The organism is Ruegeria sp. AP12 (assembly GCF_056540025.1).
Genome location: NZ_JBQFVZ010000001.1, coordinates 109,310 through 132,351, shown reverse-complemented (window position 1 = coordinate 132,351; position 23,042 = coordinate 109,310). Strand labels below are relative to the sequence as shown.

The 23,042-nt window shown below is 61.2% G+C and carries 20 protein-coding genes; 7 read left to right on the top strand and 13 right to left on the bottom strand.

The window, feature by feature from the left end; genetic code table 11:
* Positions 1–66 precede the first annotated feature (66 nt).
* From fsa to ACR0E6_RS00615, 4 genes are all read left to right on the top strand, one after another.
* The gene (gene fsa / locus ACR0E6_RS00630; protein WP_170520531.1) at positions 67–720 is read left to right on the top strand and encodes a fructose-6-phosphate aldolase; all 654 of its coding nucleotides are present in this window, start codon (positions 67–69) and stop codon (positions 718–720) included.
* A gap of 205 nt (positions 721–925) precedes the next feature.
* Positions 926–1,633 carry a DUF484 family protein gene (locus ACR0E6_RS00625; RefSeq protein WP_170454322.1) on the top strand — a complete coding sequence of 236 codons (708 nt, stop codon included), beginning with the start codon at positions 926–928 and terminating at the stop codon, positions 1,631–1,633.
* A complete protein-coding gene (locus ACR0E6_RS00620) occupies positions 1,630–2,550 on the top strand; it encodes a tyrosine recombinase XerC (RefSeq protein WP_480580199.1) in 921 nt (306 codons plus the stop codon). The genes ACR0E6_RS00625 and ACR0E6_RS00620 overlap by 4 nt, the downstream gene beginning before the upstream one ends.
* Positions 2,551–2,637: 87 nt before the next feature.
* The gene (locus ACR0E6_RS00615; protein ID WP_170454326.1) at positions 2,638–3,333 is read left to right on the top strand and encodes a CDP-alcohol phosphatidyltransferase family protein; all 696 of its coding nucleotides are present in this window, start codon (positions 2,638–2,640) and stop codon (positions 3,331–3,333) included.
* A gap of 6 nt (positions 3,334–3,339) precedes the next feature.
* On the opposite strand, the gene ACR0E6_RS00610 is transcribed toward ACR0E6_RS00615, so the two are convergent.
* Together ACR0E6_RS00610 and ACR0E6_RS00605 are read right to left on the bottom strand one after the other, a co-directional pair.
* Entirely contained in the window at positions 3,340–3,807 is a 468-nt protein-coding gene (locus ACR0E6_RS00610) for a hypothetical protein (RefSeq protein ID WP_480580196.1), read from the bottom strand.
* Between the two features lie 76 nt (positions 3,808–3,883).
* Positions 3,884–4,339, bottom strand: coding sequence for a methylated-DNA--[protein]-cysteine S-methyltransferase (locus ACR0E6_RS00605; protein WP_170623768.1), 456 nt, complete (start codon positions 4,337–4,339; stop codon positions 3,884–3,886).
* Between the two features lie 145 nt (positions 4,340–4,484).
* Between ACR0E6_RS00605 and ACR0E6_RS00600 the strand changes: the two genes are divergently transcribed.
* Positions 4,485–5,999 (top strand): di-heme oxidoredictase family protein, encoded by a 1,515-nt coding sequence (locus ACR0E6_RS00600; protein ID WP_480580192.1) that lies wholly within the window; start codon positions 4,485–4,487, stop codon positions 5,997–5,999.
* Between the two features lie 209 nt (positions 6,000–6,208).
* Positions 6,209–8,167 carry a hypothetical protein gene (locus ACR0E6_RS00595; protein ID WP_480580189.1) on the top strand — a complete coding sequence of 653 codons (1,959 nt, stop codon included), beginning with the start codon at positions 6,209–6,211 and terminating at the stop codon, positions 8,165–8,167.
* A 41-nt stretch (positions 8,168–8,208) separates the two neighbouring features.
* Here ACR0E6_RS00595 and ileS read toward each other — a convergent pair whose 3' ends face one another.
* The 8 genes from ileS to ACR0E6_RS00555 form a co-directional block, all read right to left on the bottom strand.
* Entirely contained in the window at positions 8,209–11,202 is a 2,994-nt protein-coding gene (ileS, locus tag ACR0E6_RS00590) for an isoleucine--tRNA ligase (RefSeq protein WP_480580186.1), read from the bottom strand.
* 163 nt (positions 11,203–11,365) lie between these two features.
* On the bottom strand, positions 11,366–14,077 hold the full coding sequence (locus tag ACR0E6_RS00585) for a DUF2339 domain-containing protein (RefSeq protein WP_480580184.1): 2,712 nt from the start codon (positions 14,075–14,077) through the stop codon (positions 11,366–11,368).
* Between the two features lie 100 nt (positions 14,078–14,177).
* Positions 14,178–14,657 (bottom strand): DUF2269 family protein, encoded by a 480-nt coding sequence (locus ACR0E6_RS00580; protein ID WP_480580181.1) that lies wholly within the window; start codon positions 14,655–14,657, stop codon positions 14,178–14,180.
* Positions 14,657–15,973, bottom strand: a complete 1,317-nt coding sequence (locus ACR0E6_RS00575; protein ID WP_480580178.1) for an SDR family oxidoreductase — start codon at positions 15,971–15,973, stop codon at positions 14,657–14,659. Before ACR0E6_RS00575 ends, ACR0E6_RS00580 begins: the two co-directional genes overlap by 1 nt.
* 86 nt (positions 15,974–16,059) lie before the next feature.
* Complete coding sequence (locus ACR0E6_RS00570; RefSeq protein WP_170454343.1) at positions 16,060–16,770, bottom strand: VIT1/CCC1 transporter family protein; 711 nt, start codon at positions 16,768–16,770, stop codon at positions 16,060–16,062.
* A 59-nt stretch (positions 16,771–16,829) separates the two neighbouring features.
* The gene (locus ACR0E6_RS00565) at positions 16,830–17,819 is read right to left on the bottom strand and encodes a YcjF family protein (RefSeq protein WP_480582180.1); all 990 of its coding nucleotides are present in this window, start codon (positions 17,817–17,819) and stop codon (positions 16,830–16,832) included.
* On the bottom strand, positions 17,812–18,267 hold the full coding sequence (locus ACR0E6_RS00560; protein ID WP_480580174.1) for an N-acetyltransferase family protein: 456 nt from the start codon (positions 18,265–18,267) through the stop codon (positions 17,812–17,814). Before ACR0E6_RS00560 ends, ACR0E6_RS00565 begins: the two co-directional genes overlap by 8 nt.
* Positions 18,264–19,679 (bottom strand): YcjX family GTP-binding protein, encoded by a 1,416-nt coding sequence (locus tag ACR0E6_RS00555; RefSeq protein ID WP_480580172.1) that lies wholly within the window; start codon positions 19,677–19,679, stop codon positions 18,264–18,266. The genes ACR0E6_RS00560 and ACR0E6_RS00555 overlap by 4 nt, the downstream gene beginning before the upstream one ends.
* A gap of 107 nt (positions 19,680–19,786) precedes the next feature.
* Here ACR0E6_RS00555 and truA point away from each other — a divergent pair, with 107 nt between their 5' ends.
* Positions 19,787–20,554: a tRNA pseudouridine(38-40) synthase TruA gene (gene truA / locus ACR0E6_RS00550; protein WP_480580169.1), complete on the top strand. Its 768-nt coding sequence runs from the start codon at positions 19,787–19,789 to the stop codon at positions 20,552–20,554.
* A 1-nt stretch (position 20,555) separates the two neighbouring features.
* Here truA and ACR0E6_RS00545 read toward each other — a convergent pair whose 3' ends face one another.
* The 3 genes from ACR0E6_RS00545 to ACR0E6_RS00535 are packed head-to-tail and all read right to left on the bottom strand — an operon-like array spanning position 20,556 to position 23,034.
* Positions 20,556–21,524: a nickel/cobalt transporter gene (locus tag ACR0E6_RS00545; RefSeq protein ID WP_480580166.1), complete on the bottom strand. Its 969-nt coding sequence runs from the start codon at positions 21,522–21,524 to the stop codon at positions 20,556–20,558.
* Positions 21,509–22,234, bottom strand: coding sequence for a DUF1007 family protein (locus tag ACR0E6_RS00540; protein WP_480580163.1), 726 nt, complete (start codon positions 22,232–22,234; stop codon positions 21,509–21,511). Before ACR0E6_RS00540 ends, ACR0E6_RS00545 begins: the two co-directional genes overlap by 16 nt.
* A complete protein-coding gene (locus ACR0E6_RS00535; RefSeq protein WP_480580160.1) occupies positions 22,231–23,034 on the bottom strand; it encodes a thioesterase family protein in 804 nt (267 codons plus the stop codon). Before ACR0E6_RS00535 ends, ACR0E6_RS00540 begins: the two co-directional genes overlap by 4 nt.
* Positions 23,035–23,042 lie beyond the last annotated feature (8 nt).

The window sequence follows — 23,042 nt, the reverse complement described above, 5'->3', positions numbered from 1 at the left end:
CCAGCAGGGGTTTCTTTGAGGTAAAGCCATCCGCGACCAAGGCCAACCCATCAAAGGACTGCCCTCATGAAATTCTTCGTAGACACAGCCGAGATCGACGCCATCGCCGAACTGAACGATCTGGGCATGGTGGACGGTGTGACCACCAACCCCTCGCTGATCCTGAAATCGGGCCGCGACATTCTGGAAGTGACCAAGGAAATCTGTGATCTGGTCGACGGCCCCGTGTCCGCCGAGGTGGTCGCGACCGAGGCCGAGGACATGATCGCCGAAGGCCGCAAGCTGGCCAAGATCGCGCCGAACATCGCGGTCAAAGTGCCGCTGACCTGGGCGGGCCTGAAAACCTGCAAAACGCTCAGCGACGAAGGCCAGATGGTCAACGTCACGCTGTGCTTCTCGACCAATCAGGCGATTCTGGCCGCCAAAGCGGGCGCGACCTTCATCTCTCCTTTCATTGGTCGTCTGGACGACATCAACCTCGATGGAATGGACCTGATCGCCGATATCCGTCAGGTCTATGACAATTACGGGTTCGAGACCGAAATCCTGGCCGCCTCGATCCGTACCGTGAACCATGTGACCGACAGCGCCCGCATCGGTGCAGACGTGATTACCGCACCGCCTGCCGTTATCAAGAAACTGGCCGATCACCCGCTGACCGACAAGGGCCTTGAAACCTTCCTGGCCGACTGGGCCAAAACCGGTCAGAAGATCCTCTGACCTCAAAGCCTTAGCGCCCGCGCGGCACCGACAGGTGCCGCGCCCGGCCCAACTGCAAACGCCTGATCCCCGGATCAGGATGTTGCAGGCGGGAGCCGTTCGAGCACAGATCGCACCAAAATCCACCCATACGTGCATTTTTTCCAAGGCAATCCCGACCTGTCATGGTATAAGCCGCCAAAACAAAAAACCGACCGGACGGGACATGAGCAGCAACCCAAAACTCGAGGATAACCTCCGCGCCGCGATTCTGGCCAAGCCCGACGCGTTGCTGGACGACAAGGATCTGATGCAGGCGCTTGTGGCCGCCAATGAACAGGCGCGCGGAGACAATGTGATCGACCTGCGCGGTATCGCCATGCAACGGCTCGAGGCGCGGCTGGACCGGCTGGAAGACACGCACCGCTCGGTCATCGCCGCCGCTTACGAGAATCTGGCGGGCACCAATCAAGTGCACCGCGCCATTCTGCGGCTGCTGGAACCGGTCGAGTTCGAGGACTTCCTGAAGGTTCTGGGCAATGACGTGGCCGAGATCCTGCGGGTCGACCGCGTCACGCTGGTTCTGGAAACCACGGTGGTGCAGGACGATCCGGCCATCGACAAGCTGGGCGGTGTTCTGACCGTCGTCGAGCCCGGTTTTGTCGATACCTACCTGACCTATGACCGCGGCGGCCCGGCCCGCGAGGTCACGTTGCGCGAAATTCAACGCGCAAACCCGCGCGTCTATGGAACCGGAGCAACCCATCTGCGGTCCGAGGCCTGCCTTAAGCTGGATCTGGGCGCGGGCCGTTTGCCCGGCATGATCGTGATGGGCGCGTCGGATCCGCGCCACTTTACCCCGCAGCTTGGCACTGATCTTCTGGCCTTTTTTGCAGGCGTTTTCGAACGGTCGATGCGTCACTGGCTGTCGTGAGCCTGATCTCCCCGGCCTGCCGGGACGCCCTCCAACACTGGTTGGAGAGCCTCAGCGCGCTGGCCGGGCGATCGGACAACACACAAACCGCCTATCGCGGTGACGTCACCGATTTCCTGTCCTTCATGACCCCGCACCACGGGGATCGTCAGGGTTTGGCCGCTTTGGAACGCATTACCGTATCGGACATGCGGGCCTGGATGGCGGATCAGCGCGGATCGGGCGTCGGCGCGCGGTCGCTGGCGCGTAAACTCTCCGCTGTCAAAAGCTTCTACCGCTGGCTGGCCGAACGTGAAGGCTTTGAACCCACCGCCGTCCTGTCCACCCGCGCGCCCAAGTTCACAAAGAAACTACCCCGCCCCCTTGCAGAAGACGCCGCCCGCGCGATGATCGACACGGTCGAGCTGCAATCGACCTCGGACTGGGTTTCTGCCCGCGATGTGGCGGTGGTCACTCTGCTTTACGGTTGCGGTTTGCGGATATCCGAAGCCTTGTCCCTGACCGGAGCCGACGCCCCGCTGCCTGCAACCCTGCGCATCATGGGCAAAGGCGGGAAAGAACGCATTGTTCCGGTCATACCCGCCGCCCGTGAGGCCGTGACCCGATACCTGAAACTCTGCCCGCACCCTCAGGCCGACGATGCGCCCTTGTTTCGCGGCGTGCGCGGCGGGCGGCTGAACCCGCGGGCCATTCAGGGCGCGATGGCCAAGGCGCGGATGCAACTGGGCCTGCCGTCAACGGCCACACCTCATGCCATGCGACACAGCTTTGCCACCCACCTGCTTACGGCCGGGGGGGATTTGCGTGCAATTCAGGAACTGCTGGGCCACGCCTCATTATCGACCACTCAGGCTTACACTGCCGTCGATACCGCGCGGTTGATGGAGGTTTACAACCGTGCGCATCCCAAAGCGTGACGCCTGGAACGCTGCGTCCTGAAGACTTCTGCAACTTAAGCGGGCTTTTGATTTGCATCTCGCCAACGCATCGTACATGACAGCCGCATGACACTTAGATTCAAAGCATTAGCCGTCCATCTTTTCACCGCAACGGGCGCCGTTTTCGCCATGCTGGCCATGCTGGCCGCCGTCGAGGAAAAGTGGAGCCTGATGTATCTCTGGCTTGTCGTTTCCTTCATAGTCGATGGCATCGACGGTCCTTTGGCCCGACACTATCACGTCAAGAAAAACGCGCCTGAATTCGATGGCGTCCTGCTGGACCTGATCATCGATTACCTGACCTACGTGTTCATTCCGGCCTATGCCCTGTTCAAATCCGGGTTGATGGATGGCTGGACCGGATGGTTTGCAATCATTGTCATCACCTTTGCAAGCGCGATGTATTTTGCCGATACGCGCATGAAAACCAAGGACAACTCGTTTTCCGGCTTCCCTGGATGCTGGAATATGGTGGTTATCGTGATTTTCGCGCTTGAACCCAACTTCTGGTTCAGCCTGGTGCTGGTGACGTTGCTGTCGATTGCAATGTTCCTGCCGCTGAAATTCGTCCATCCCGTACGGACCGAACGCTGGCGCAGCCTGACCTTGCCGATGGCCCTGGCCTGGACCTTCTTTGCGGGCTGGGCAGCCTGGGTCGATTTCCACCCTGAAAGCTGGGCGCATTGGGGGCTGGTTGTCACCAGCCTGTATCTGACCTTTGCCGGTATCGCGCAGCAGATCATACCGCAGCGCAATACCTAGAGGGGGTTACAGGACGTCCTGAACCTCGAACTCGGTGCCGTTATGGGTAAAGACATCTCCGGCCTGTAGCCCAACCATGGCCAGATAGATCGGGCTTTGCGTTGAAATGCCCATATAGGTCTTGCCGTCCACGTCAAACCGCGTCGTGGAAACGCAGACAACAAAGCGGCGGTTGTTGAACTTGATGATCGCACCCGGCTGCACCGTATCGGTCAGGCCGAAATCGGTGTTTTCAATGACGTCGATCTTGGCGTGATGCGCATGGACCGGGGCGTCAAAAGCGGCCGCCAGATCGGCATTCTCACGCGAGGCGGCAATATCGTCCTTGTCGTGGCCCTCGCGGTCATCCAGCTGAGCGTCTTTCAGAAAGGCATCGTAATGCGCCTGAGCGGTCGCCAGTTCCTGCGCCTCTAACGACATCAGCTTGTCAATAATGGCCTTCTTGCGGGCGGCACGGTCTGCGTCGGTCATCATGCAATAGGATCCTTCAAAATCAGCATCAAATATAAGTTGAGCATCCGGATTTCGGATTGCAACTGATTTCCGTCACTCAGATCAACAGGCCCGCTGCCTTTTCATGACGCAAAAGGGCCACCTTCGTCTCGATCCCGCCATCACCGGAAAACCCGCCCAGACCGTTGGCGGCCAGCACCCGATGACAGGGAATAATGACCGGGATCGGGTTTGCCCCGCAGGCTTGCCCCACCGGCTGCGCAGGTTGGCCCAGCTCTTTTGCGATGTCCCCGTATGTGCGTGTCTCACCCAATGGGATCGCGTACATCAGATCACAAACCTGCTTTTGAAACGCGGACCCTTCGACACGGTACGGCAGGTCGAAACGGTCAAGCTGACCCGCATCATAGGCCCGCAACTGGGCCGCGGCCTCGTGCAGCAGAGCCGTCGGTTCACCTTCGTCTGCACCATGCCAAACAAGACGCCTGACAAAGCCGTCCTGCTCTTCCACCCCAAGGCATCCAAAACGCGTTTCAACGGCAATCATCGGCATGTCGCGATGCTGTCAGAGCGGGCTCAGTTTCGCAAGGCTCGGCGCTCATCCACTTAAACAAACACGCATTCACATAAAACGTTGTCGTGATGAATTGTTATCCCTAACGTGAGGGCAGCTGAAATCAACGCCAATGGGGGATGGGATGCGAAATCAGATTCGCGTTATTGTTGTAGGTTCGCTTGTTTTATCAGCTTCAGTTGCTTTGGCCGAAACGCCTCCGCCGGTCGATCAGAAAGACCTGATGTCGCGGTTGGGCAAGGACCGGCTCAAGGCTTTCGTCTATGCCTTTGAGGCCGGCGACGAAATAACCGAAGCGGACTATACGATGGAGCGCGGGGTTGGTGCACGTGTCTCAGATGGCCAGTATTTCTCGCGCCTGCCACGCGCCGATCTGGCCAGCGCCGGGGATTGGGCCGAACATTTTCCCGCCCGCGAAGGCGGCCCACAGGCGCATTCGTGCATTTCCTGCCACTCTGCCCCGCTGGCCAACGGGGCGGGACCGATGGCGATGAACGTTGTGATCGACCCGACGCATTCGGGTGATCCATCCAGCTTTCTGGAACGCAACACCCTGCATCTGTTCGGCCTTGGAGCAGTGCAGCGGGTCGCCGAGGAAATCACCCAAGACCTGAAGCAACAGGAAGCCGCGCTGGCCAAGGAAACCTGTAACGAAAGCTTCCCGATCAAGCATTACCTCGTCTCAAAGGGAATTTCCTTTGGCGCGCTTACAGCCTCGGCCGAGGTGGACGGAACAACCTGCAAGGCCAACATTAACTACGATGAGGTCTACGGAATCGATGAGGACCTGATCGTGCGTCCTTTCGGTTGGAAAGGCTTGCACGCGACCCTGCGCAGCTTTGCCAGAAGTGCGGCCCATAACGAGATGGGGATGCAGGCGGTCGAATTGGTCGGAAACGAGGACGGAGATTTTGATGGTGTGACCGGCGAACTGACAGTCGGAGACGTCACCGCTGTCACGCTCTATATGGCTGCGTTAGAGCGGCCAACCTCCAAGCTGGAACTTGCGGAACTGGGTTTGGTCGAGTTGACCCAGGATGAGAAATACAAGCTGTTGCGCGGCGAACAGCGGCTGGTGGATGCCGGGTGCACGTCCTGCCACGTGCCAAGCGTCGATCTGAACAATGCAGTGTTTTCCGAACCCAGCGCCGTGCCGGGATATAGCGAGGAAGAACTGCCCAGCGGCGCAATCGCTGCCAAACTGGGTTTGGACGGGAAAAACCCCATGTGGTTTGACCTGACCAAAGATCAGCCCAACAACCGGATCGCAATGGCCGATGGCAGCGAGGTCCATTTGGGCGCGTTCCCAAGCAAGGGCGAGACCGGCGCAACCGTGTTCTGGTACACCGATTTCCGCCGTCACGACATGGGTCCCAAGCTTGCCGATCCGATTGACGCTTATGGCTTCGGTGCCTCGGTTTGGCCCACGCGGTCGCTGGCAGGTGTCGGTTCGACGGGACCGTGGCTGCACCACGGCCATGCCACCACATTGCGAGAGGCGATTATGGCCCATGGCGGCGCGGCGGAGCTTAGCAAGAACGCGTTCATTGCGCTGCCCGAGGAACAGCAGGACGAGTTGATCGCATTCCTCGAAAACCTTGTGATCGCGAATTTCGATCCCGAGGAAGAGGAAGGCTGACCGTCCGCCTGACAACGCCGCAGAGGTCCAAGTTCATCCTGCACCCGCCTGCTGAAACAGCGCGGGCGCAGTTGGTCTTGGCCGGGCCCAGTTGGCCAATTCCCGCGTCGCAAATTTAGACAAATCGCCAGATAAGCGCGTCCTTTTGGGAAAACCCTCGGCCCGTGCTATGCTGATGGCATTGTTTTATGCGTTGGAGTTTTGGGGGAATGGGACGGCATCTTGTCCTCACAGTTCATGGTATCGGCGAACAGAAACCCGGTGAAACGGTAGATCAGGTCGTTGGCGCGGCCACGACCTGGCTGGACGGGCGACCCAAACCCCCGATCGAGGTCGAACGCGGCATGATCGAGCTGGCCGAGACAACGTTCAACGGCACCCCGCGCAATGCCAAGCTCTATAAGGTTAACCTGCGGAAAGTAACCAAACCCTCGGTCCCCAGCGACGAGGCCCTGTTTGCCGAGGTTTATTGGGCAGATCGTTCGCCCGCGCCAAAAGGGGCCATCAAGACAATACTGGATCTGATCTGGGTGGTTCTGGCGCTGGGCTATCTGGCGATGGACAATGTCGAACAGACCCATCAGCGCAAGAATATCGCCCCGGACGCCCCCAACGGCAGGAACACCTTCGCCGCACAGTTGGTTCATCTGTTCACCTGGATCTTTTTTGGCGCGGTCGCGACCCTGAACGCCTACCTGTTGCTGGGCGCGGCGGTGATAATGATCGACAGAATCCCGGTCGGATTTTTTCAAAGCCCGACATTGCTGTTCTGGCTGCTTCTCGCGCTTTACGCGGGCGGAGCTGTTGTTGGTCTGCTGCGTGGTTTTTCCGCCCCGACCTATCTGCGACGGGTGTTTTGGCGCGGCATGTTCGGGATGGGCGTCGTTCTGGCGCTTGGCCTGGCCCTCGGGCCGGTTGGCGCTGAATTTCGCAACTGCATCCCGTCAGAGACAACGTTCTGTCCTTTGATCCTGGAACCCTTTGTTGGCTTTCAGATCTACATATTGTCGGTCTTCTGGGCCACGCTGATCTTCCTGACACTACTTCTGTATTTGATGTCCGCCGCCCCCATTCAGATCAACGACAATCTGACAGAACACAGGCGGCTTTATCCAAGCATTTGCGCCGGCATGATGATCTTCTGGATGTTCTTCATTTCGGGCCTGTGGTTAACCATCGAACAGATGTTGAAAACCGTTGATTTCTTGTCGGACGGTCAGCTCCAGACCTTGTTCGACGCCAACCTCCGCGACTCGATCGAAACGCTAAGCGCCGTGTTCATCGCCATCGTTCTGTTGCTTTTGGTCGGTGGCGGGCTGTTTGCCGGTCGTCGGAAATTCAAGGCGAACCTGCATGCCCGCAACGGGCTGATCAGCCGCGCGATTGTCAATCGGTTTGCGCAATGGGTCTTTTTGTTTGGGGCGATTGTGCTGGTTCTGGTGACGATCCGCGAGATTGTCACGAACCCGCACCATGGCTCTGTCTGCAAAACCACCCTGAACGACGCTTACGTCATTGCCTGGGCTTTGGATCGGCTTGCTTGTTTTCACGGTGAGATCGGCCTGATCGTGCTGGGCGCGACGGCTTTGATGTACCGGTTTTCAGATTTTGTTGCTGCCGGGCTGGGCGTGGCGCGGGACATTGTGACTTATGCCATTCGCGACAGATGTTTCATCAGCGCAGATCTGAACAGCAGAATCCACAACTACCCGGACCGTACCGCCATTGACGAGCGGTTCTATCGCACAATGCACTATGTACTGGACATCTTTCCGGCGGACCATATCACCGTGATCTCGCATTCTCAGGGCACTGTGATTGCGACCCAGATGTTGGCCGATCCGCGGGTGCAACGGCTGATAAACGGGCGGAACCTGACATTGATCACGATGGGCTGCCCGGTCACGCATATCTACCAGCGCTATTTCCCCGAGATGTTTACGGTCGTTGCCGGAAAACTGAATGCCGCGTGGTTCAACATCTTCCGGCAGGATGATTTCGTCGGCACTGAAATCGAAAGCGGTCTGATATTCTCGGATCGCAACATACCGGTCAATCCCGGAGGGCATTCCGGGTACTTTACCGATTATGAGGTCTGGAAAGCTTTGACGGACCCGAAAATCGGGTTCGACCTGTTCAACCCGACACCTCAGACCAAGCAGCCCTGAACTGAAATCGCCCCCTCAGATACCCGAGGGGGCGGTTCGCTTTAGCCCAGTGCTTCGTTGCAGCGTCCACATACGCCTTCATGCGCGTGCAGCCCGACATCCGGCAGGATCTTCCAGCAGCGCTGGCATTTTTTGCCCTCGGCTTTCTCGAAAATCACCGCAACACCTTCGATTTCCGGTACGCGGAACGCCTCGGCCGGGGCCGGATCGCCCGTGACGGTCAGGCCGGAGGTGATGCACATGTCATCCACGTCAAACGTCGCCAGCAAGTCGCGGGTTTCGCCATCCTCGACATTTACAATCGGCGCGGCCTCAAGGCTCGATCCGATCACCTTGTCCTGGCGCTGCACCTCAAGTGCGGCGGTCACGGCACGTCGCACGCGGCGAACCTTGGCCATGTTGGTTTCCAACTCGACGTCGCGCCAATCGGCGGGCGTTTCGGGGAAATCCACCAGATGGACCGAGCTGTCGTCGCCCGGGAACCGCTCCAGCCAAACCTCTTCCATGGTGAAAACCAGTACAGGGGCCAGCCATGTGGTCAGGCGGTGGAACAGGATGTCCAGCACCGTACGGGCTGATCGGCGGCGCAGGGTATCACCGTCGCAATAGAGAGCATCTTTGCGGACGTCGAAATAGAAAGACGACAGATCGACCGTGGCAAAGGTAAACACGGCGCTGAACACACCTTGGAAGTCGAAGGACGCATAGCCCTTGCGCACCTGTTCATCCAGTTCCGCCAAACGGCTGAGCACCCAGCGTTCCAGACGCGGCATGTCCTGCGGATCGACCCGGTCAGCTTCGGTGAAGTCGGCCAAAGAACCCAGCATGAACCGCATCGTGTTGCGCAAACGGCGATAGCTGTCAGCGGTGCCCTTCAGGATTTCCGGTCCGATCCGCTGGTCAGCGGTATAGTCGGTTTGAGCAACCCACAGGCGCAGGATATCCGCGCCGTATTGCTTCACGATCTCCTCCGGGACAATGGTGTTGCCCAGCGACTTGGACATCTTGTTGCCCTTGGCATCGAGCGTGAAGCCATGGGTCACCACGTTCCGGTACGGCGCACGGCCCTTAGTGCCACAGGCCTGCAGCATCGACGAATGGAACCATCCCCGGTGCTGGTCGGTGCCCTCCATATAGACGTCGGCGATGCCGTCTTCGGTCCCGTCCTCACGGTCACGCAGAACGAATGCGTGGGTCGAGCCCGAGTCGAACCAAACGTCCAGCACGTCAAACACTTGATCGTAGTCATCCGGGTTGGCAATGCCGTCGAGGATTTTCTCTTTGAAGCCGTCGGTGTACCAGACGTCTGCACCGTCTTTCTCGAACGCAGCCTTGATGCGGGCGTTGAGTTCCTCGTTGCGCAGCAGGTAATCCGCGTCGGTGGGCAGCGCCCCCTTCTTGGTGAAGCAGGTCAGCGGCACGCCCCAGGCGCGCTGGCGCGACAGAACCCAGTCCGGGCGGGTCTCGATCATGGAATACAGGCGGTTGCGGCCGGTCTGCGGCGTCCATTTCACCAGCTCGTCGATGGACCGCAGGGCGCGTTCGCGGATGGTGTCGCCCATCTCACCCATGCCGTCGTCTAGCTTGCGATCAACAGATGCAAACCACTGCGGCGTGTTGCGGTAGATGATCGGAGCCTTCGAGCGCCACGAATGCGGATAGCTGTGCTTGATCTTGCCACGGGCCAGCAGCCCGCCAACCTCGGCCAGCTTGTCGATGACAGCTTTGTTCGCGTCACCTTCACCGCCCTTGCGGGACAGGATGTATTTGCCGCCAAAGAACGGCAGGTCAGCGCGGAAGCTGCCATCGTCCATCACGTTATAGGTGATGACCTGCTCAAGCATGCCCAGATCACGATAGAGTTCGAATTCTTCCATCCCGTGCGACGGCGCACAGTGGACGAAACCGGTGCCTTCGGTGTCGGTCACGAACTCAGCGGCGCGGAAGTCGCGGATGCCGTCCCATTCGCCATTGCCGCCCTCGGCCCCGGCCAGTGGGTGGGTCAGTTGAACGCCTTCCAGCTCATCCGCGGTCACGTCACGGACGCGGGTCCACTGATCGTCGTTCAGACGCGCACGGCCCAGCACGTCGGCGGCCAGATTGTCAGCCAGCAGGAACTTGTCGCCAACACTGGCCCAGCATTCCTCCGGCGTGTCGGTGACTTCGTACAGGCCGTAGGAAATATCCTTGCCGTACACGACTGCTTTGTTCGAGGGCATGGTCCACGGTGTTGTGGTCCAAATTACAACGTAAGCACCGAGTAGTTCTTTAGCTTTTGCAACTTGCTTCTCACGTAGTGCAGTTGCCTCTTCCAGTTGCTCCGAGAGAAAGACGCCTGACTGAGGAACGCTAGTCTTCTCAACTCGAAACTTCACCCAAATCGTGAAGCTCTCCTTGTCGTGGTACTCGACCTCGGCCTCGGCCAGCGCGGTCTTTTCAACAGGCGACCACATAACGGGTTTCGAACCCTGATAGAGCGTGCCGTTCATCAGGAACTTCATGAACTCGTCGGCGATCACCGCCTCGGCGTGATAGTCCATGGTGATATAGGGATCGGCCCAGTTGCCCGTGATGCCCAGACGCTTGAACTCTTCGCGCTGGATGTCGATCCAGCCCTCGGCGAACTTGCGGCACTCCTGACGGAAGTCGACGACGTTCACCTCGTCCTTGTTCTTGCCTTTCTTGCGGTACTGTTCCTCGATCTTCCACTCGATCGGCAGGCCGTGGCAATCCCAGCCGGGCACATAGCGCGCGTCAAACCCCATCATCTGATGGGACCGCACGATCATGTCCTTGATGGTCTTGTTCAGCGCGTGGCCGATATGCAAATGGCCGTTCGCGTAGGGTGGGCCGTCATGCAGGGTAAAGGGCGTGCGGCCCTCTTTCTCGCGCAGGCGGTCATAGACGCCGATCTTTGCCCAACGGTCCAGCCATGCGGGTTCGCGCTTGGGCAGGCCGGCGCGCATGGGGAAATCGGTTTTGGGCAGGTTCAGCGTGTCTTTGTAGTCAGGTGTTTGGGTCGTGTCGGCGCACATTGGGGGCGTCCTTTGGGTGATCTGGTCGTACTAGGATCGAAGCGGTCGGTGCGAAGTCTCAAACACCTTTGCCCGGCGTCTCGAGGATCAGAGCGCCGGGGATATAATTCGAATAATGATGGCCAAACGGTCAAACATGGCCGCGCTTATATGACGCCCGCTCTCAATGGTCCAGAGGTTCCGAGCCTTGCGGCAAATGGCGCAGCTTGGCCCAACGATTGAGCCATGCAAGCCCCGCCAGCGCGAGGCCCAGCGCCAGCAGCGAGAAGACGCGGATCAGACCGCCAAGGCCCGCGATGTCGATCAGGAACACCTTGGCCACCGCCAGTCCGATCACCGCCAGCCCCGCCTTGCGCATCAGGTCGGACCGCCGCGCGAGCGATTGGTAGAACAACGCCGCACCGACAATCAAAAGGGTCAGCGTATAGGTGTAAAGCTCGGGCTGTGTCACACCGTTGCCCTCGTACATGCCCTCGGCACCCTGCCAGACATGGCGGATGGTCAGGCCCAGCCAGACGGTCGCCAAACCCGAAGCTGCACCGTAGCTGACCTGCCGCAAATGCTTGGGCATGGACGTAATCCGCCAGGCCGAAAACCCGATGGCCAGCGCGGGGATCAGATAGGCCACCGCCAGTGTGTTCAACAGCGGAGGGCCCAGAACCGGCTCGGCCAAGGGGTTCAACAGCGGATTGCGATCTACCAGAGCTTCGACCAGACGCAGCACCCCGTGACCGGCGAAGAAAATCGCCAGAGCATAGCGCGCATAGGTCAGCTTGCCGCCCAGTTCGAAGCGTTGCACCTGCGCATAGGCCAGCAGCAGCCAGATGACGGACAGCAGGCCCAGACCCCAATGGCTGTTCTCGGCCCCGCCCTCACCAAACGCCTCCAGCCAGCGCAGCAGAAGCAGCGATAGCAAGATGCCTCCGGTCGCCCAGGCCGCGCTTTCGAGCAGCAGCTTGGCGATCGGACGGTCCAACGGTTTGATCAGCACCCAGCCGACAAAGAACCCAAGCGTCGCCGAAGCGTAGACCAGCGCCATCTCGGCAAGTGGTGCGCTTTCGGCCCAGCGCAGGCCGGGGTCCAGAACCAACCGTACGGTTACTGTGAACACACCTGCCCAGATGAACCAACTCAGCGGCGGCAAGGTGAACCGTCGGTCCAGCGCAGCGGCGACCACGATGGTCACGACCAGCGCAATCGTCAGGGCAGCTGAGCTGAGGACGATCACGCAGGCAAAGGCCAGACAGGACAGCGCTGAGAGCGTGGCCAGCGCGGGCCGCATCCGGTTCTCGCCATCAACGCGGGCGAAGCGTTCCGCCATACCAACCATCACCGCACCCAAAACGATGGCGTGCAGCGCCCAAGGGTACGGGCCGATCACCTTGGCCGGATGCCAGCCGACCTCCAGCGCGATGGCCATGGCGGGCGCGAATACGGCGGCGGCCCCGGCCCAGATGGCGGCGTATCGGTTCGCGTTGAAGGATCGCCAAGCCGCGAGAACTGACACCAGCACGCCCAACGCGGCCAGTATCGTGACGACCAGCGGGGCATCTGCTTCGGGCGTCTCGGCATAAGTGGCCGCGAAGGTGCGCGCGACGGTGCCGTTTTCGAGGCCATGCGCGACGACAAAACCGATCAGACCAACAGCCGGGAACACCGTGACATCCTGCAAGGCAGGTGCGTCCTTGGCCCACAAAAGCAGTGCCAAAGCCAACCCGAGCAGCAAGCATGTGGTCAGCCAGAACTCACCCGCCGAATCCGCCCAGTGCAGGGACAGGATGGCCGAGCTGACGGCCACTGCGGAAAATGCCACGCGGGTTGGGAAGGCGGGCCACGGATCACCCTTCTTGCGCCGGATGATCTCGGCCACCATGGGGCCCGCGTGATCGGGCCAGATGCGCCGGTTGGGAATTGCAATGGCCAGAAGTGCCAGCACGGTGACGCTGGTCAGATAACCGGGCTCGGTCAACGGGGAAGACAGAACCAGCAGCAGGCAGGCAATATAGGCGGCAAAGAGCGTCAGCACCGTAATCCACGCCCAGCGCCGCACCGTATCGATACCCAGACCCAGCAAGGTCAGGATGACAAAGTAGCCATAGAGCCAGGTCGGATCATCGGATGAGCCGCCGACCATAAAGGGGGCCGAGAAGGCTCCGATCAGTCCCACAGCAGCCAGCAGCGGCCCGTGGAACCAGCCCAGCACCAGACCCACCAGCGCGACCAGAACCATGCCGGCCAGCGCCGTTTCGGGAGAGATCAGGTCATAGAGTTGCCGGGCGGCCAGAATGCCGCCGAACAATGTCACCAAGCCCGCGCCGGAAAAGACCGATGGCAGATACGCGGTCGAGGCTGTATCGTCATCGCCGAACCTGCGGCGAATGACTTCGCCCACCACGATCAGCGCGACCCCAAAGGCCAAAGCCGCAGCGACCCGCGCCGCCGGGGGCAGCAGCCCATTTTCAACCCCGTACTGAACCAGAAAGATACCGGCCAAGGCCAAAGACAGGGCCGAAACCGCATAAAACCAGTTCTCGCGCAGCCACAGCCCGAGGGCCGCAAAGCGATCCTGCCGGAAAACAACGGCCCCTGATGGCTCGGTCTCGTCGGCAGCCGGAGGATCCTGCTTTTGTTCAGGTGGCGACCATGGGCCGGGCGCGGCCTCTGATGCGGGCAAATCCACCTCGGCTTTTGGCTCTGGCGCCGATGCCACGGCCTCTGGCAGTTCGACCTCAGCCTGACCCGGCGACAGCGCCTGTACTTGCCGCTCAAGGTGCTCAACCCGGCGGCGCAAGCGCGCTTGGCCAACCAAAAGCACGACAATCGTTACCGGAATGGCCAGTACAATCAGGCCAAGAAGAACAAGCAGCGATTCCAATTCAGGCTCCGTTCAATATCGTTCGGGCAAGCTATACCGCGCGAGCGATCGGGCGACAGTACGGAAATCCCGGTAAAGGCGCGCTGTTGCGGGAAACACGCTAAAGGACCGAGATCGCCGGGCGCGCGATCATGAGCCAAAGGATCAACAGCACCGACAGAAACGCCGGAATTCCGCATATGAACCAGATACGGAACAGGCGGGTGTAGTTTGCGGGCATTGGGCTTCCTGCATCCGCAGCAACCCGCGCATAGGCCCGCAGCCTGATCTGTATCCACACCACCGGCAACCAGAACAACCCGGTCAGCACATACAGCACCAGCGACAAGGCGATCCAACCCTCGCTCAGCGACCAGCCCAACCGCCAGGCCAGCGCGGTCCCGGTGATCGGCTGCAGGATGACGGCGGTTGTTGTGAAGATCAGATCAGCCAGCACCACGATGCCTGCGGTATGCGCAATCAGATGTGCGTCCCGGCTACGGTGGGCCATCAGCATGAAAAACGCGATGCCAGCGCCGGTTCCCAACAACACGCAGGCGCCGATGACATGCAGCCAGCGCAGGATCAGATCGGGGTCCATCAGCGGCTCTCCAACATCGGAATGGCAATCAGGGACAAGGTCATTGCAGGAAGCACTTTGACCAACGGACCCAGTGGATCGGCCCACAAGCCGGGCACCAGAACCGAGGCGGAAATCAGGTAAATCAGCGCCACCCCGATCTGCGCAAGACATGCGCGGGTGGCCCAGGGTCGCCACAGAATGGCCAGCCCAAGCGCAATGTCGACCATCGACCAGAACGCCACGCCAAGCATCGCGACGGGCACCGCCCACCCTGCCCCGATCAGGACCTGCGCCGCATTGGACAGCCCCAAAAGCCCGAAAAGACCCGAGAGCAGCCAAAACAGGCTCAGCACCCCAACGACCAGTGGCATCAGAAGGGTCATGCGCGCGGTCAGCCTGTGTTCGCGACCGCAGGGCAATCCGGCGTAGATCTGCGGCAAGGACGCCAGCGCCTGCCCCGGGGCCTGCCGAAATGGTGCAGGATCACCGATCACGCCTTGCGCCATGACCGTCATTGCCGTGCTGCGCAGCGGGGATCGCCACCCCAACCGACCCAGCAGATCAGCCCCGGCAGCGATGGGTTTGATCAATGCGGACGGAATCCTCAAATGGGCCGAGGCTGGGCGAAACCCAAGCCAACGGCGCGTGGCCGCAACCACCTCTGCCAGCGGATGGGGTGTGTCCTCGACCAGATCATAAGTGCCTTGTGGTAGCCGATCCATGGCGGCGGACAGAACGACGCGACACAGATCCGGCATTCCGATGCACTGCACAGGGGTGTCCGGATAAGCCAGCGGCTGTACCCACGGGATCGCGGCCAGCATGCGCAACAGCGCGGTGCCACCGTAGTCGCTCTGCCCAATCACCAGCCCTGGCTTCAGCACCCAAAGGCGCGCGCCCGAGGACCGCAAAGCGGCGTCCCCGGCGGCCTTGGTGTTCAGGAATGGCGTCGGCGCATCCGGCTCTGCCCCAATGGCCGAGATTTGGATCACCGCGATGTCCCGTGCAGCGCAAGCCTGACCCAAGGCCGCGATTGCAGTGTGGTGGACCACTTCAAGATCGTCCTGCCCGCCATCCTGCAGGGCACCTGCGCAATTGACCACGATATCGACCGACTGCAGCAGGTCCTGCCAGTCCTTCGGTCGGTTCAGATTGCACAGATCGCCCTGTATGAGTTGTGTCCCCGGAAGAACCTTGTTCCCCATCGGCAAGCTGCGCACCAGCCCGCGCACGCTTGCACCTTCAGCCGTCAATGCGCGCGCAACAGCGGCACCGATAAACCCGTAAGCGCCCAGAACCAGTATGTTTTTCCCGCGCAGATCGTCAGAATGCATTGGCTGTCAAATCCGTTTTGCCTCAGCCTAACGGAAACATGGGAACGCGCCAGACGTGTCAGGCGATCTGCGACAAAACCGCAGGGTCAGGGGTGAAACAGCGACCCCACCAGATAGGCAATCAGCGCCGCGACACCGCCGATCAGCAGCGTCTCCAGACCCGAACGCCACCACGGGGCCAGCGACCAGCGGCTTTTCAGCGCTCCGATGGCGAAAAAGACACCCATCGTCATCCACGCCGAAACAGCGAAGGCGTTGTTCAGCGACACCAGAAACGGCAACAAAGGGATCATCCCGGCCACCAGAAAGGCAAAGAACGTGGCAAGAGCGGCCTTCATCGGGTGCGGATCGACACTGCCCAGCCCATATTCGCCTTCGATCATCAGGTCTATCCAGCTTTCGTGGTTCGAGGTTATGGCCGCAGTCGCATCCTCCAGCACGGGTCCCGACAGACCCTTCTGCGCCAGAATCGCGCGCACCTCGTCGCGTTCGCCTTGTGGGTAAAGGGCGATGTGGCGTTCCTCGATGGCGCGAATCCGCTTGATGTTGTCCAGTTCCGCCTTGGTGCCCGAGTAGTTGCCCGCCGCCATCGAGAATCCATCGGCCAGAACGTTCGCCAACCCCAGCGCCACGATGACAAAGGACGACAACCCTGCCCCGGCGACACCTGCCACGATGGCGAAGGTGGTGACCGAACCGTCGATACCGCCATAGACCACATCGCGCAGAACGCCGCGACCGGGCGGGGCATTGATCCGCTGGGCGATCTCCTGCTGGCTGTGACCGTGATCTGTCATGGCTGGCCCTCCGTCACATTCAGTGTGACGAATGGCTGGCAGATGCGCTTTGCGTCAGATCAACCCTTGGAAAACAGCCCCTTCAAGGCGCGTTTGATCACAGCGCCGGTCGACGGTTTGTGACGATCCGAGAACGGCAAGGGTCTGCACACCTCCATCGCGGCAACGCCAACCCGGGCGCTGAGTGCGCCGTTCACCAGCCCCTCGCCAAACCGGCGGGACAGTTTGCTGAGAACCGAGCCGCCCAAAACCGGCTCTAGCAAATCGTCGCCCACCGCGACTGCGCCGGTTGCGACCAGATGTACAAAAACGGCGCGGGTCAGACGCCAACTGCCCAGAAACCCGGCCCGTCCGCCATAGATTTCCGCTATCCGCCGTATCATCCGCAGCGAGGCGGCCAAAGCCGTCACCACATCCGCCAGCGCCAGCGGCACCAAAGCGGTTACCGTTGCCACCTGCCGGGCTGCCGCTTCAACCTCGCGGCTGGCGGCAGCGTCCAGAGGGGCCAGCAGTTCATCTTCGGCTAAAGCCAGCAGACCTGAGGCGTCAAATTGCTCGGGCATTCGTTCGGACAAGCGGTTGCGGCCCCATTGGGTCTCATCCCGACCTTTGTAGAAGGCGATCAGGCGAGTCGTAACGGCACGGGCCTTGGCCAGATCGGCGTCGGCCAGCGCCTCATCCGCAGCGCGGCGCAGCCCGTCGACGCGGGACAGGCGGCCAATCGCTGCAAGTTCACGGATTGCGATGATCAGAGCAACAAAAACCAGCGCCGCGATCAATCCGGTGACGATCCACCCCAGCACAGGCGCGCGGGCGACCAGCGAGGTGGCGAAGTCCCACGCGGCGACCGAGATCGCAGCGCCGACAACCGCCAGCGCCAAGCTCCAGAACCACCGCGACAGGGCCGAGGGCTTGCGGGCAGCAAAACGGGCCGCGCTTTGCATCGCCTGACCCTGAGGCTGCGCGAGGTCCGGAACCGGCGGGGCCATGGCCACGTCAGCGGCGGGCGCATCTTCCTCGAGATCGATCAGAACCGGGCCTTTAGCCATGTGCTGCCCTTTCGGTACGCCAGACATATTTGATGTCCGGCAGGTTTTCATCATTGTCGGCCCCGTCGCTGCGGGCAATCTCGGCAAAGCCATGACGTTCGTAGAACCTGCACGCGTCGGTATTGGCCTGAAAGGCAAAGAGGCTGAGTTGCGGATGTCGCGCCTTGGCATGGTCGAGCAACTGCGCCCCGATCCCCTGCCCGCGCGCAGCGGCCGTCAGGTACAGCGAATGAATATCCGACCCGTTCAACGCCAGAAACCCAACCACCCCATCCGAGGTTTCAGCCACCGTGACCCAGCCCTGATCAATCATGCGACCGCAAAAGGCGATGGTTTCGGCACAGCTGTGCAATTCCGGCATCCAGTCGTTTTCGCGGGCAAACCCGTGCAGGATTTCCCCGGTCGTTCCGGCATCGGTGCTGCGGGCCGGGCGCAAAGTTACGATCACAACCGGTCTCCGATCAGGAACTGCGCGGCCCGGTCCAGCCGGATATGCGGTGGGCCATCGCCGGGGCGCAGGGTCAGATGCGCCGGGGCAAACCTCATGAAACCAAAATCATCGCCCAGCCAAGTCTCGGCCCCGTTCCGGGCCGGGCCGAGCAAGTGGGCCGGATCGTCCGGCAGTTCACCGGGGTAAAACGCCGCCTGCTTGCCACTGTCCTGCAACGTGCCACGCACGCAGGGCAATTCGACCCCGTCATGGCTGCGCATCTCTTCGGTTGTGGCCCGCAGCGAGGCCAGCGACAGCGCCGCTGTTTCGGCCCCCGCAAAGCTTGCCCGGTCGCGCGCCTCACGTGTCAGCGCCTCCATGATCGCGGTCAGACGGGGGTGCTGCGTGTGGTGCAGGTGGTCGGCCTTGGTAGCGGCGAACAGGATACGTTCGACCCGTTTGCCCAGCAGCAACTGGCTGAGCCACGCGTTACGACCCGGACGGAAAGCCGACAGGATATCGCCCATGGCCCGGCGCATATCCTCGACCGCTTGCGGGCCTTTGTGGATCGCGCCCAGCGCATCGACCAGAACCACCTGCCGATCAATGCGCGAGAAGTGGTCGCGGAAAAACGGCTTTACCACCTGCGCCTTGTAGGCCTCATACCGCCGCTCCATCTCGCGCTGGAGGGTACGGCGGCGCGAGGGTTCGGAAACCGGCAATGGCGCAAAGGTCAGAACCGGAGAGCCTGCCAGATCGCCCGGCAACAGGAACCGCCCCGGCGTACAGTCGTAGAACCCGGCGTCCCGTGCTTGGTTCAAGTAAGTCGTGAAGGCGGCAGCCAGGGATTGTGCAGTCGGTTCGTCATGAACGCCCGTCAGATCGGTTGCGCGGGCTTGTTTCAGAAACTCTGCCGCGTCAGGTCGGTTTTCGATGCGCGAGAGCGTCTCCTGCGACCAATCCTCATAGGATTTGTCCAACAGCGCGAGGTCCAGTAGCCATTCACCCGGATAGTCCACAATGTCCAGGTGCACGGTGCGCGGCCCCTGTAGACCGGCCAGCAACCCGGCAGGGCGGGCTTTGAACGACAGACGCAGCTCGGACACGGCGCGGGTGCTGTCGGGCCAGTGTGGTTGAGGGCCAGTCAGGTCGGACAGGTGCGATTCATAGTCGAACCGGGGCAAGGTATCGTCCGGTTGCGGTTGCAAATATGCGGCGTTGATCCGGCCTTCCTGCTGCGCGACAAGGCCGCTCATGCGGCCCCGATCAAGCAGGTTTGCCACCAGCGAGGTGATGAAAACCGTCTTGCCAGATCGCGCCAGACCGGTGACGCCCAGACGGATGACCGGCTCGAAAAACGTCTCGGACACGCTGTCGCCAATGGTTTCGACGCCGCGCACCAGACTGTCTGCCAGGGATGAGATGACCAAACTGTCGCCCCGCAATTATCGTTTTGCCCAAGATAGGTAGCCGCCTTCGGACATGCCAGTGCTTTCGCCCCCTTGCCCGTTTGCGCGCCGCGCGTTACCAGCGGCGCATGCCCAGATATGCGTTGAAAGTCGAATACCAAGGGGAACCGTTTGCCGGTTGGCAGCGGCAGAAGGACTTGCCGTCGGTGCAAGGTGCCATCGAGCACGCCTTGTCCCGCATTCTACCGGGCGATCACACCATTGCCGCCGCCGGGCGTACCGATGCGGGTGTGCACGCGTTGGGGCAAGTGGCCCATTGCGATCTGGTCAAGGACTGGGACCCGTTCCGCCTGTCCGAGGCGCTGAACTATCACCTCAAGCCGCAACCGGTGGCCATTGTGCAGGCCGCGCAGGTTGCGGACGACTGGCATGCGCGGTTCACGGCGGTCGAACGCCAATACCTGTTCCGCATCCTAATGCGCCGTGCGCCTGCGACCCATGACAAGGGGCAGGTCTGGCGCGTCAACCATCAACTGGATGTCGATGCCATGCAGAAGGGCGCCGACATGCTGATCGGGCGGCATGACTTTACCACGTTCCGCTCGTCGATCTGTCAGGCGGCCAGCCCGGTCAAAACTCTGGATGAGTTGCGGGTCGAGCGGGTTCAGGGCTTTTCCGGCCCCGAGGTTCATTTCCACGTCCGCGCCCGGTCCTTCCTGCACAATCAGGTGCGCAGTTTCGTCGGCACGCTGGAACGCGTTGGCGCGGGCTCGTGGTCACCCGAGGACGTGCGCGACGCGTTGCAGGCCACCGACCGCGCGGCCTGTGGGCCGGTATGCCCGCCGCAAGGGCTGTATCTGGCGCGGGTCGGTTACCCCGAGCCGGTTTTCGACTGACCTAGATCGCGCGCAACAGCAGACCACCGGCTATAACCGCGATCACCAGCCCCGCCACCAATTCGATGGTCGGGGCCAGAACGGATGCAAACCGGGTGGCCGAGGCCGAAGCAAGCAGCCCGCCGCGCAGCCCAAATGACGTCCAGCCGACCAAGGTGGTAACCAGTGCCGTGCCCAGCGCCATCGAGAAGGCTCCGGCGATACCGACCATTGCGATACCCATCTGCCAGGTCAGAATCAGAACGAACAACGCCCCGGTACAGGGGCGCGCGGCTATGCCTGCGATAAGGATGATCGCCTCGCGCAGGCTGCCGACATTGGCGACTTCTTCCGCGCTGGGGCCGTGGCGGTGGCCGCAATCCGAACAGACCTCGCCCTCGTGGTGATGATGGTGGTGGTGATCGTGATCGTGATCGTGTTGGTGGTGATGGTCATGGTCGTGATCATGGGCATGGGAAGGCTTGGCATCGTTACGGGACCGCCTGACAAAGCTACGCACCCCCCGAAAAACCAGCCACAGGCCAATCGCTGCAATCGCCGCGTAGCTGATGGGGGCCATCACCTGCTCGGTCGTTCCTACCAAGGTCTCGCGCGACAGCTGAAAAACCAGCACTCCGGCATAGACCAGAACAACCGCCGTCACCGCCTGCCCAAGGCTGGACAGCACACTGATCGCGGACAAGCGCCAGAACGCGACGCGGCGGCCCAGACCGTACCCTCCGATCAGGACCTTGCCGTGACCGGGACCGATCGCGTGAAAGAACCCGTAGGCGAAACAAACGGTCAGTAGCGTTGCCACGGCTTGCGGCTGCTCGGCCCGCGCTGCCCGCAAGGCCCGTGCGATCTGGTTCTGAAACTCGCGCTGCTCACCCGCGGCCCAGGCGGCGAGGCTGTCAAAGCCACCGCTTCCCCAGAACCAGGCCAACAGGCCAAAGGCGATGGCAACCGGAACGATCAGGTATTTGGACATGACACGAGGATCTCAGTCGCGAAGTTCTCGCCCACCAGAGGGATGTCGTTTTCCTCCAGATCGTAATCCGCATCCAATGTCAGCAGAAACGCCCGCATCTGCGCCAATTGGCCATCGATATCGGGATCGACACGCTCGATAAAACATGTGGACGGGCCGGACACGGTCACGGGCCGGTTGACTTCGTATGCGGTATAGTAGGTCTCATCAAACGGTTTGGCCGACAAGGCGTAAGCTGGCACGGCACCCCCTTCGACCTCGCGCAGATGCGTGGTCACGACGCGCCCGTTCTCGGCTGTCGCGTGGGGTTCCAGCGGACCGGACAGCTTGACCGGCGCACCACCGGCAGTCACGACCAGATCACCGTTGTAGCCTTCGACCCATTGCGCGTCGAACCCGGTCAGATACGCCTCTTCGCTTTCTGTCAGAACGCCATCTGCGTCCTGATCCAGCTTCAAATCCTCCAGAACCAGCAGCGAGTAGAATTCGTCATACGCCCAGGTCACGCGCACATGGGTCAGGTTGCCTGCTTCGTCCACGATGAACTCCAGCCCGGTGTCAATGAAGACATGCGGGTGGGCCAGCGCGGGGATCGGCAGGCAGCAAGTCAGAATGGGTATCAGCCAACGCATGCCGGCAAGATAGGGCGGCAACACCGCAGCGGCAATGCGTTTCCCGGCTTCACCGCAGAAACCGGCCGAGCGCATCATGTGGGTGGGAACAGAACCAACGTTTGCAGCGCTGTCCCCACTGGCCCTTCGGCATCATACAGAACCGATTGCGACATGCCGACGCCCGAAGGTTGCCAGTGCGAGATCGAGTCGGCTGCCAACCAGTCCGAGACCGGCTCGCGATGGATGTTCACCGTCAGATCGGTGTTCATGAACCCCATTTCCGCCGTTGGCGCATTCCACGAGATACCGTTGCCGCAATCGGCCAGCGGGCAAAGCGACTGGATCGGCGATTGCACCTCACCCCCCAACAGGTTCGGCGTGCGCATCCAGATGGCTTTCGGCCCGGCCCCCTGTTTGCCCCCTGCCGGGTATCTGATGTCGCTGTAATGGGCAAATCCCGGAAGGTCGTGGCGCAGTTCACCGATCGGGAAAGGCCCATCAACCGCATCTTCGAACCGCAGCTGAGTGACGTGGACATTGGGCACTGTGCCCAGATCACGACGCGCCAGATGCATGGTTGTCGCCGTAGCGCACAGGGTGTCGTCCAGATCGTGCACCGTCACCCGCGTGGTGGCTAGCGTTTTGGTGTGCCGTGTAGTCTCTGCCGCCACCCGCAAGCCCGACAGGGGCAGAGGGCGCAGCAGATCAACCGTCAGACGGGTCAGCATCTTCTCGGGCCCAACCTCGGTTTCAGCAGCGCGCACGATCAGGCCGCTGACGGGCCCCGCGTGACAATGATCGGCTGACCAGGGGCCGCGCGCCGGGTCGTTGCCGACAAAAGCCCCATCTTCTCGCTGATGAAAATAGGCGACGTTGTCGAATTCGTACCTGGTCATGCGGTGCG

Bases quoted from the DNA above. Each gene is read 5' to 3' on its own strand.
- ACR0E6_RS00625 (WP_170454322.1), top strand. From the start codon at position 926: ATGAGCAGCAACCCAAAACTCGAGGATAACCTCCGCGCCGCGATTCTG.
- truA (WP_480580169.1), top strand. From the start codon at position 19,787: ATGCCCAGATATGCGTTGAAAGTCGAATACCAAGGGGAACCGTTTGCC.
- ACR0E6_RS00615 (WP_170454326.1), top strand. From the start codon at position 2,638: ATGACACTTAGATTCAAAGCATTAGCCGTCCATCTTTTCACCGCAACG.
- ACR0E6_RS00570 (WP_170454343.1), bottom strand. From the start codon at position 16,770: ATGACAGATCACGGTCACAGCCAGCAGGAGATCGCCCAGCGGATCAAT.
- ileS (WP_480580186.1), bottom strand. From the start codon at position 11,202: ATGTGCGCCGACACGACCCAAACACCTGACTACAAAGACACGCTGAAC.
- ACR0E6_RS00595 (WP_480580189.1), top strand. From the start codon at position 6,209: ATGGGACGGCATCTTGTCCTCACAGTTCATGGTATCGGCGAACAGAAA.
- ACR0E6_RS00540 (WP_480580163.1), bottom strand. From the start codon at position 22,234: ATGATGCGCTCGGCCGGTTTCTGCGGTGAAGCCGGGAAACGCATTGCC.
- ACR0E6_RS00545 (WP_480580166.1), bottom strand. From the start codon at position 21,524: ATGTCCAAATACCTGATCGTTCCGGTTGCCATCGCCTTTGGCCTGTTG.
- fsa (WP_170520531.1), top strand. From the start codon at position 67: ATGAAATTCTTCGTAGACACAGCCGAGATCGACGCCATCGCCGAACTG.
- ACR0E6_RS00600 (WP_480580192.1), top strand. From the start codon at position 4,485: ATGCGAAATCAGATTCGCGTTATTGTTGTAGGTTCGCTTGTTTTATCA.
- ACR0E6_RS00535 (WP_480580160.1), bottom strand. From the start codon at position 23,034: ATGACCAGGTACGAATTCGACAACGTCGCCTATTTTCATCAGCGAGAA.
- ACR0E6_RS00580 (WP_480580181.1), bottom strand. From the start codon at position 14,657: ATGGACCCCGATCTGATCCTGCGCTGGCTGCATGTCATCGGCGCCTGC.
- ACR0E6_RS00610 (WP_480580196.1), bottom strand. From the start codon at position 3,807: ATGATGACCGACGCAGACCGTGCCGCCCGCAAGAAGGCCATTATTGAC.
- ACR0E6_RS00575 (WP_480580178.1), bottom strand. From the start codon at position 15,973: ATGCATTCTGACGATCTGCGCGGGAAAAACATACTGGTTCTGGGCGCT.
- ACR0E6_RS00565 (WP_480582180.1), bottom strand. From the start codon at position 17,819: ATGGCTAAAGGCCCGGTTCTGATCGATCTCGAGGAAGATGCGCCCGCC.
- ACR0E6_RS00605 (WP_170623768.1), bottom strand. From the start codon at position 4,339: ATGCCGATGATTGCCGTTGAAACGCGTTTTGGATGCCTTGGGGTGGAA.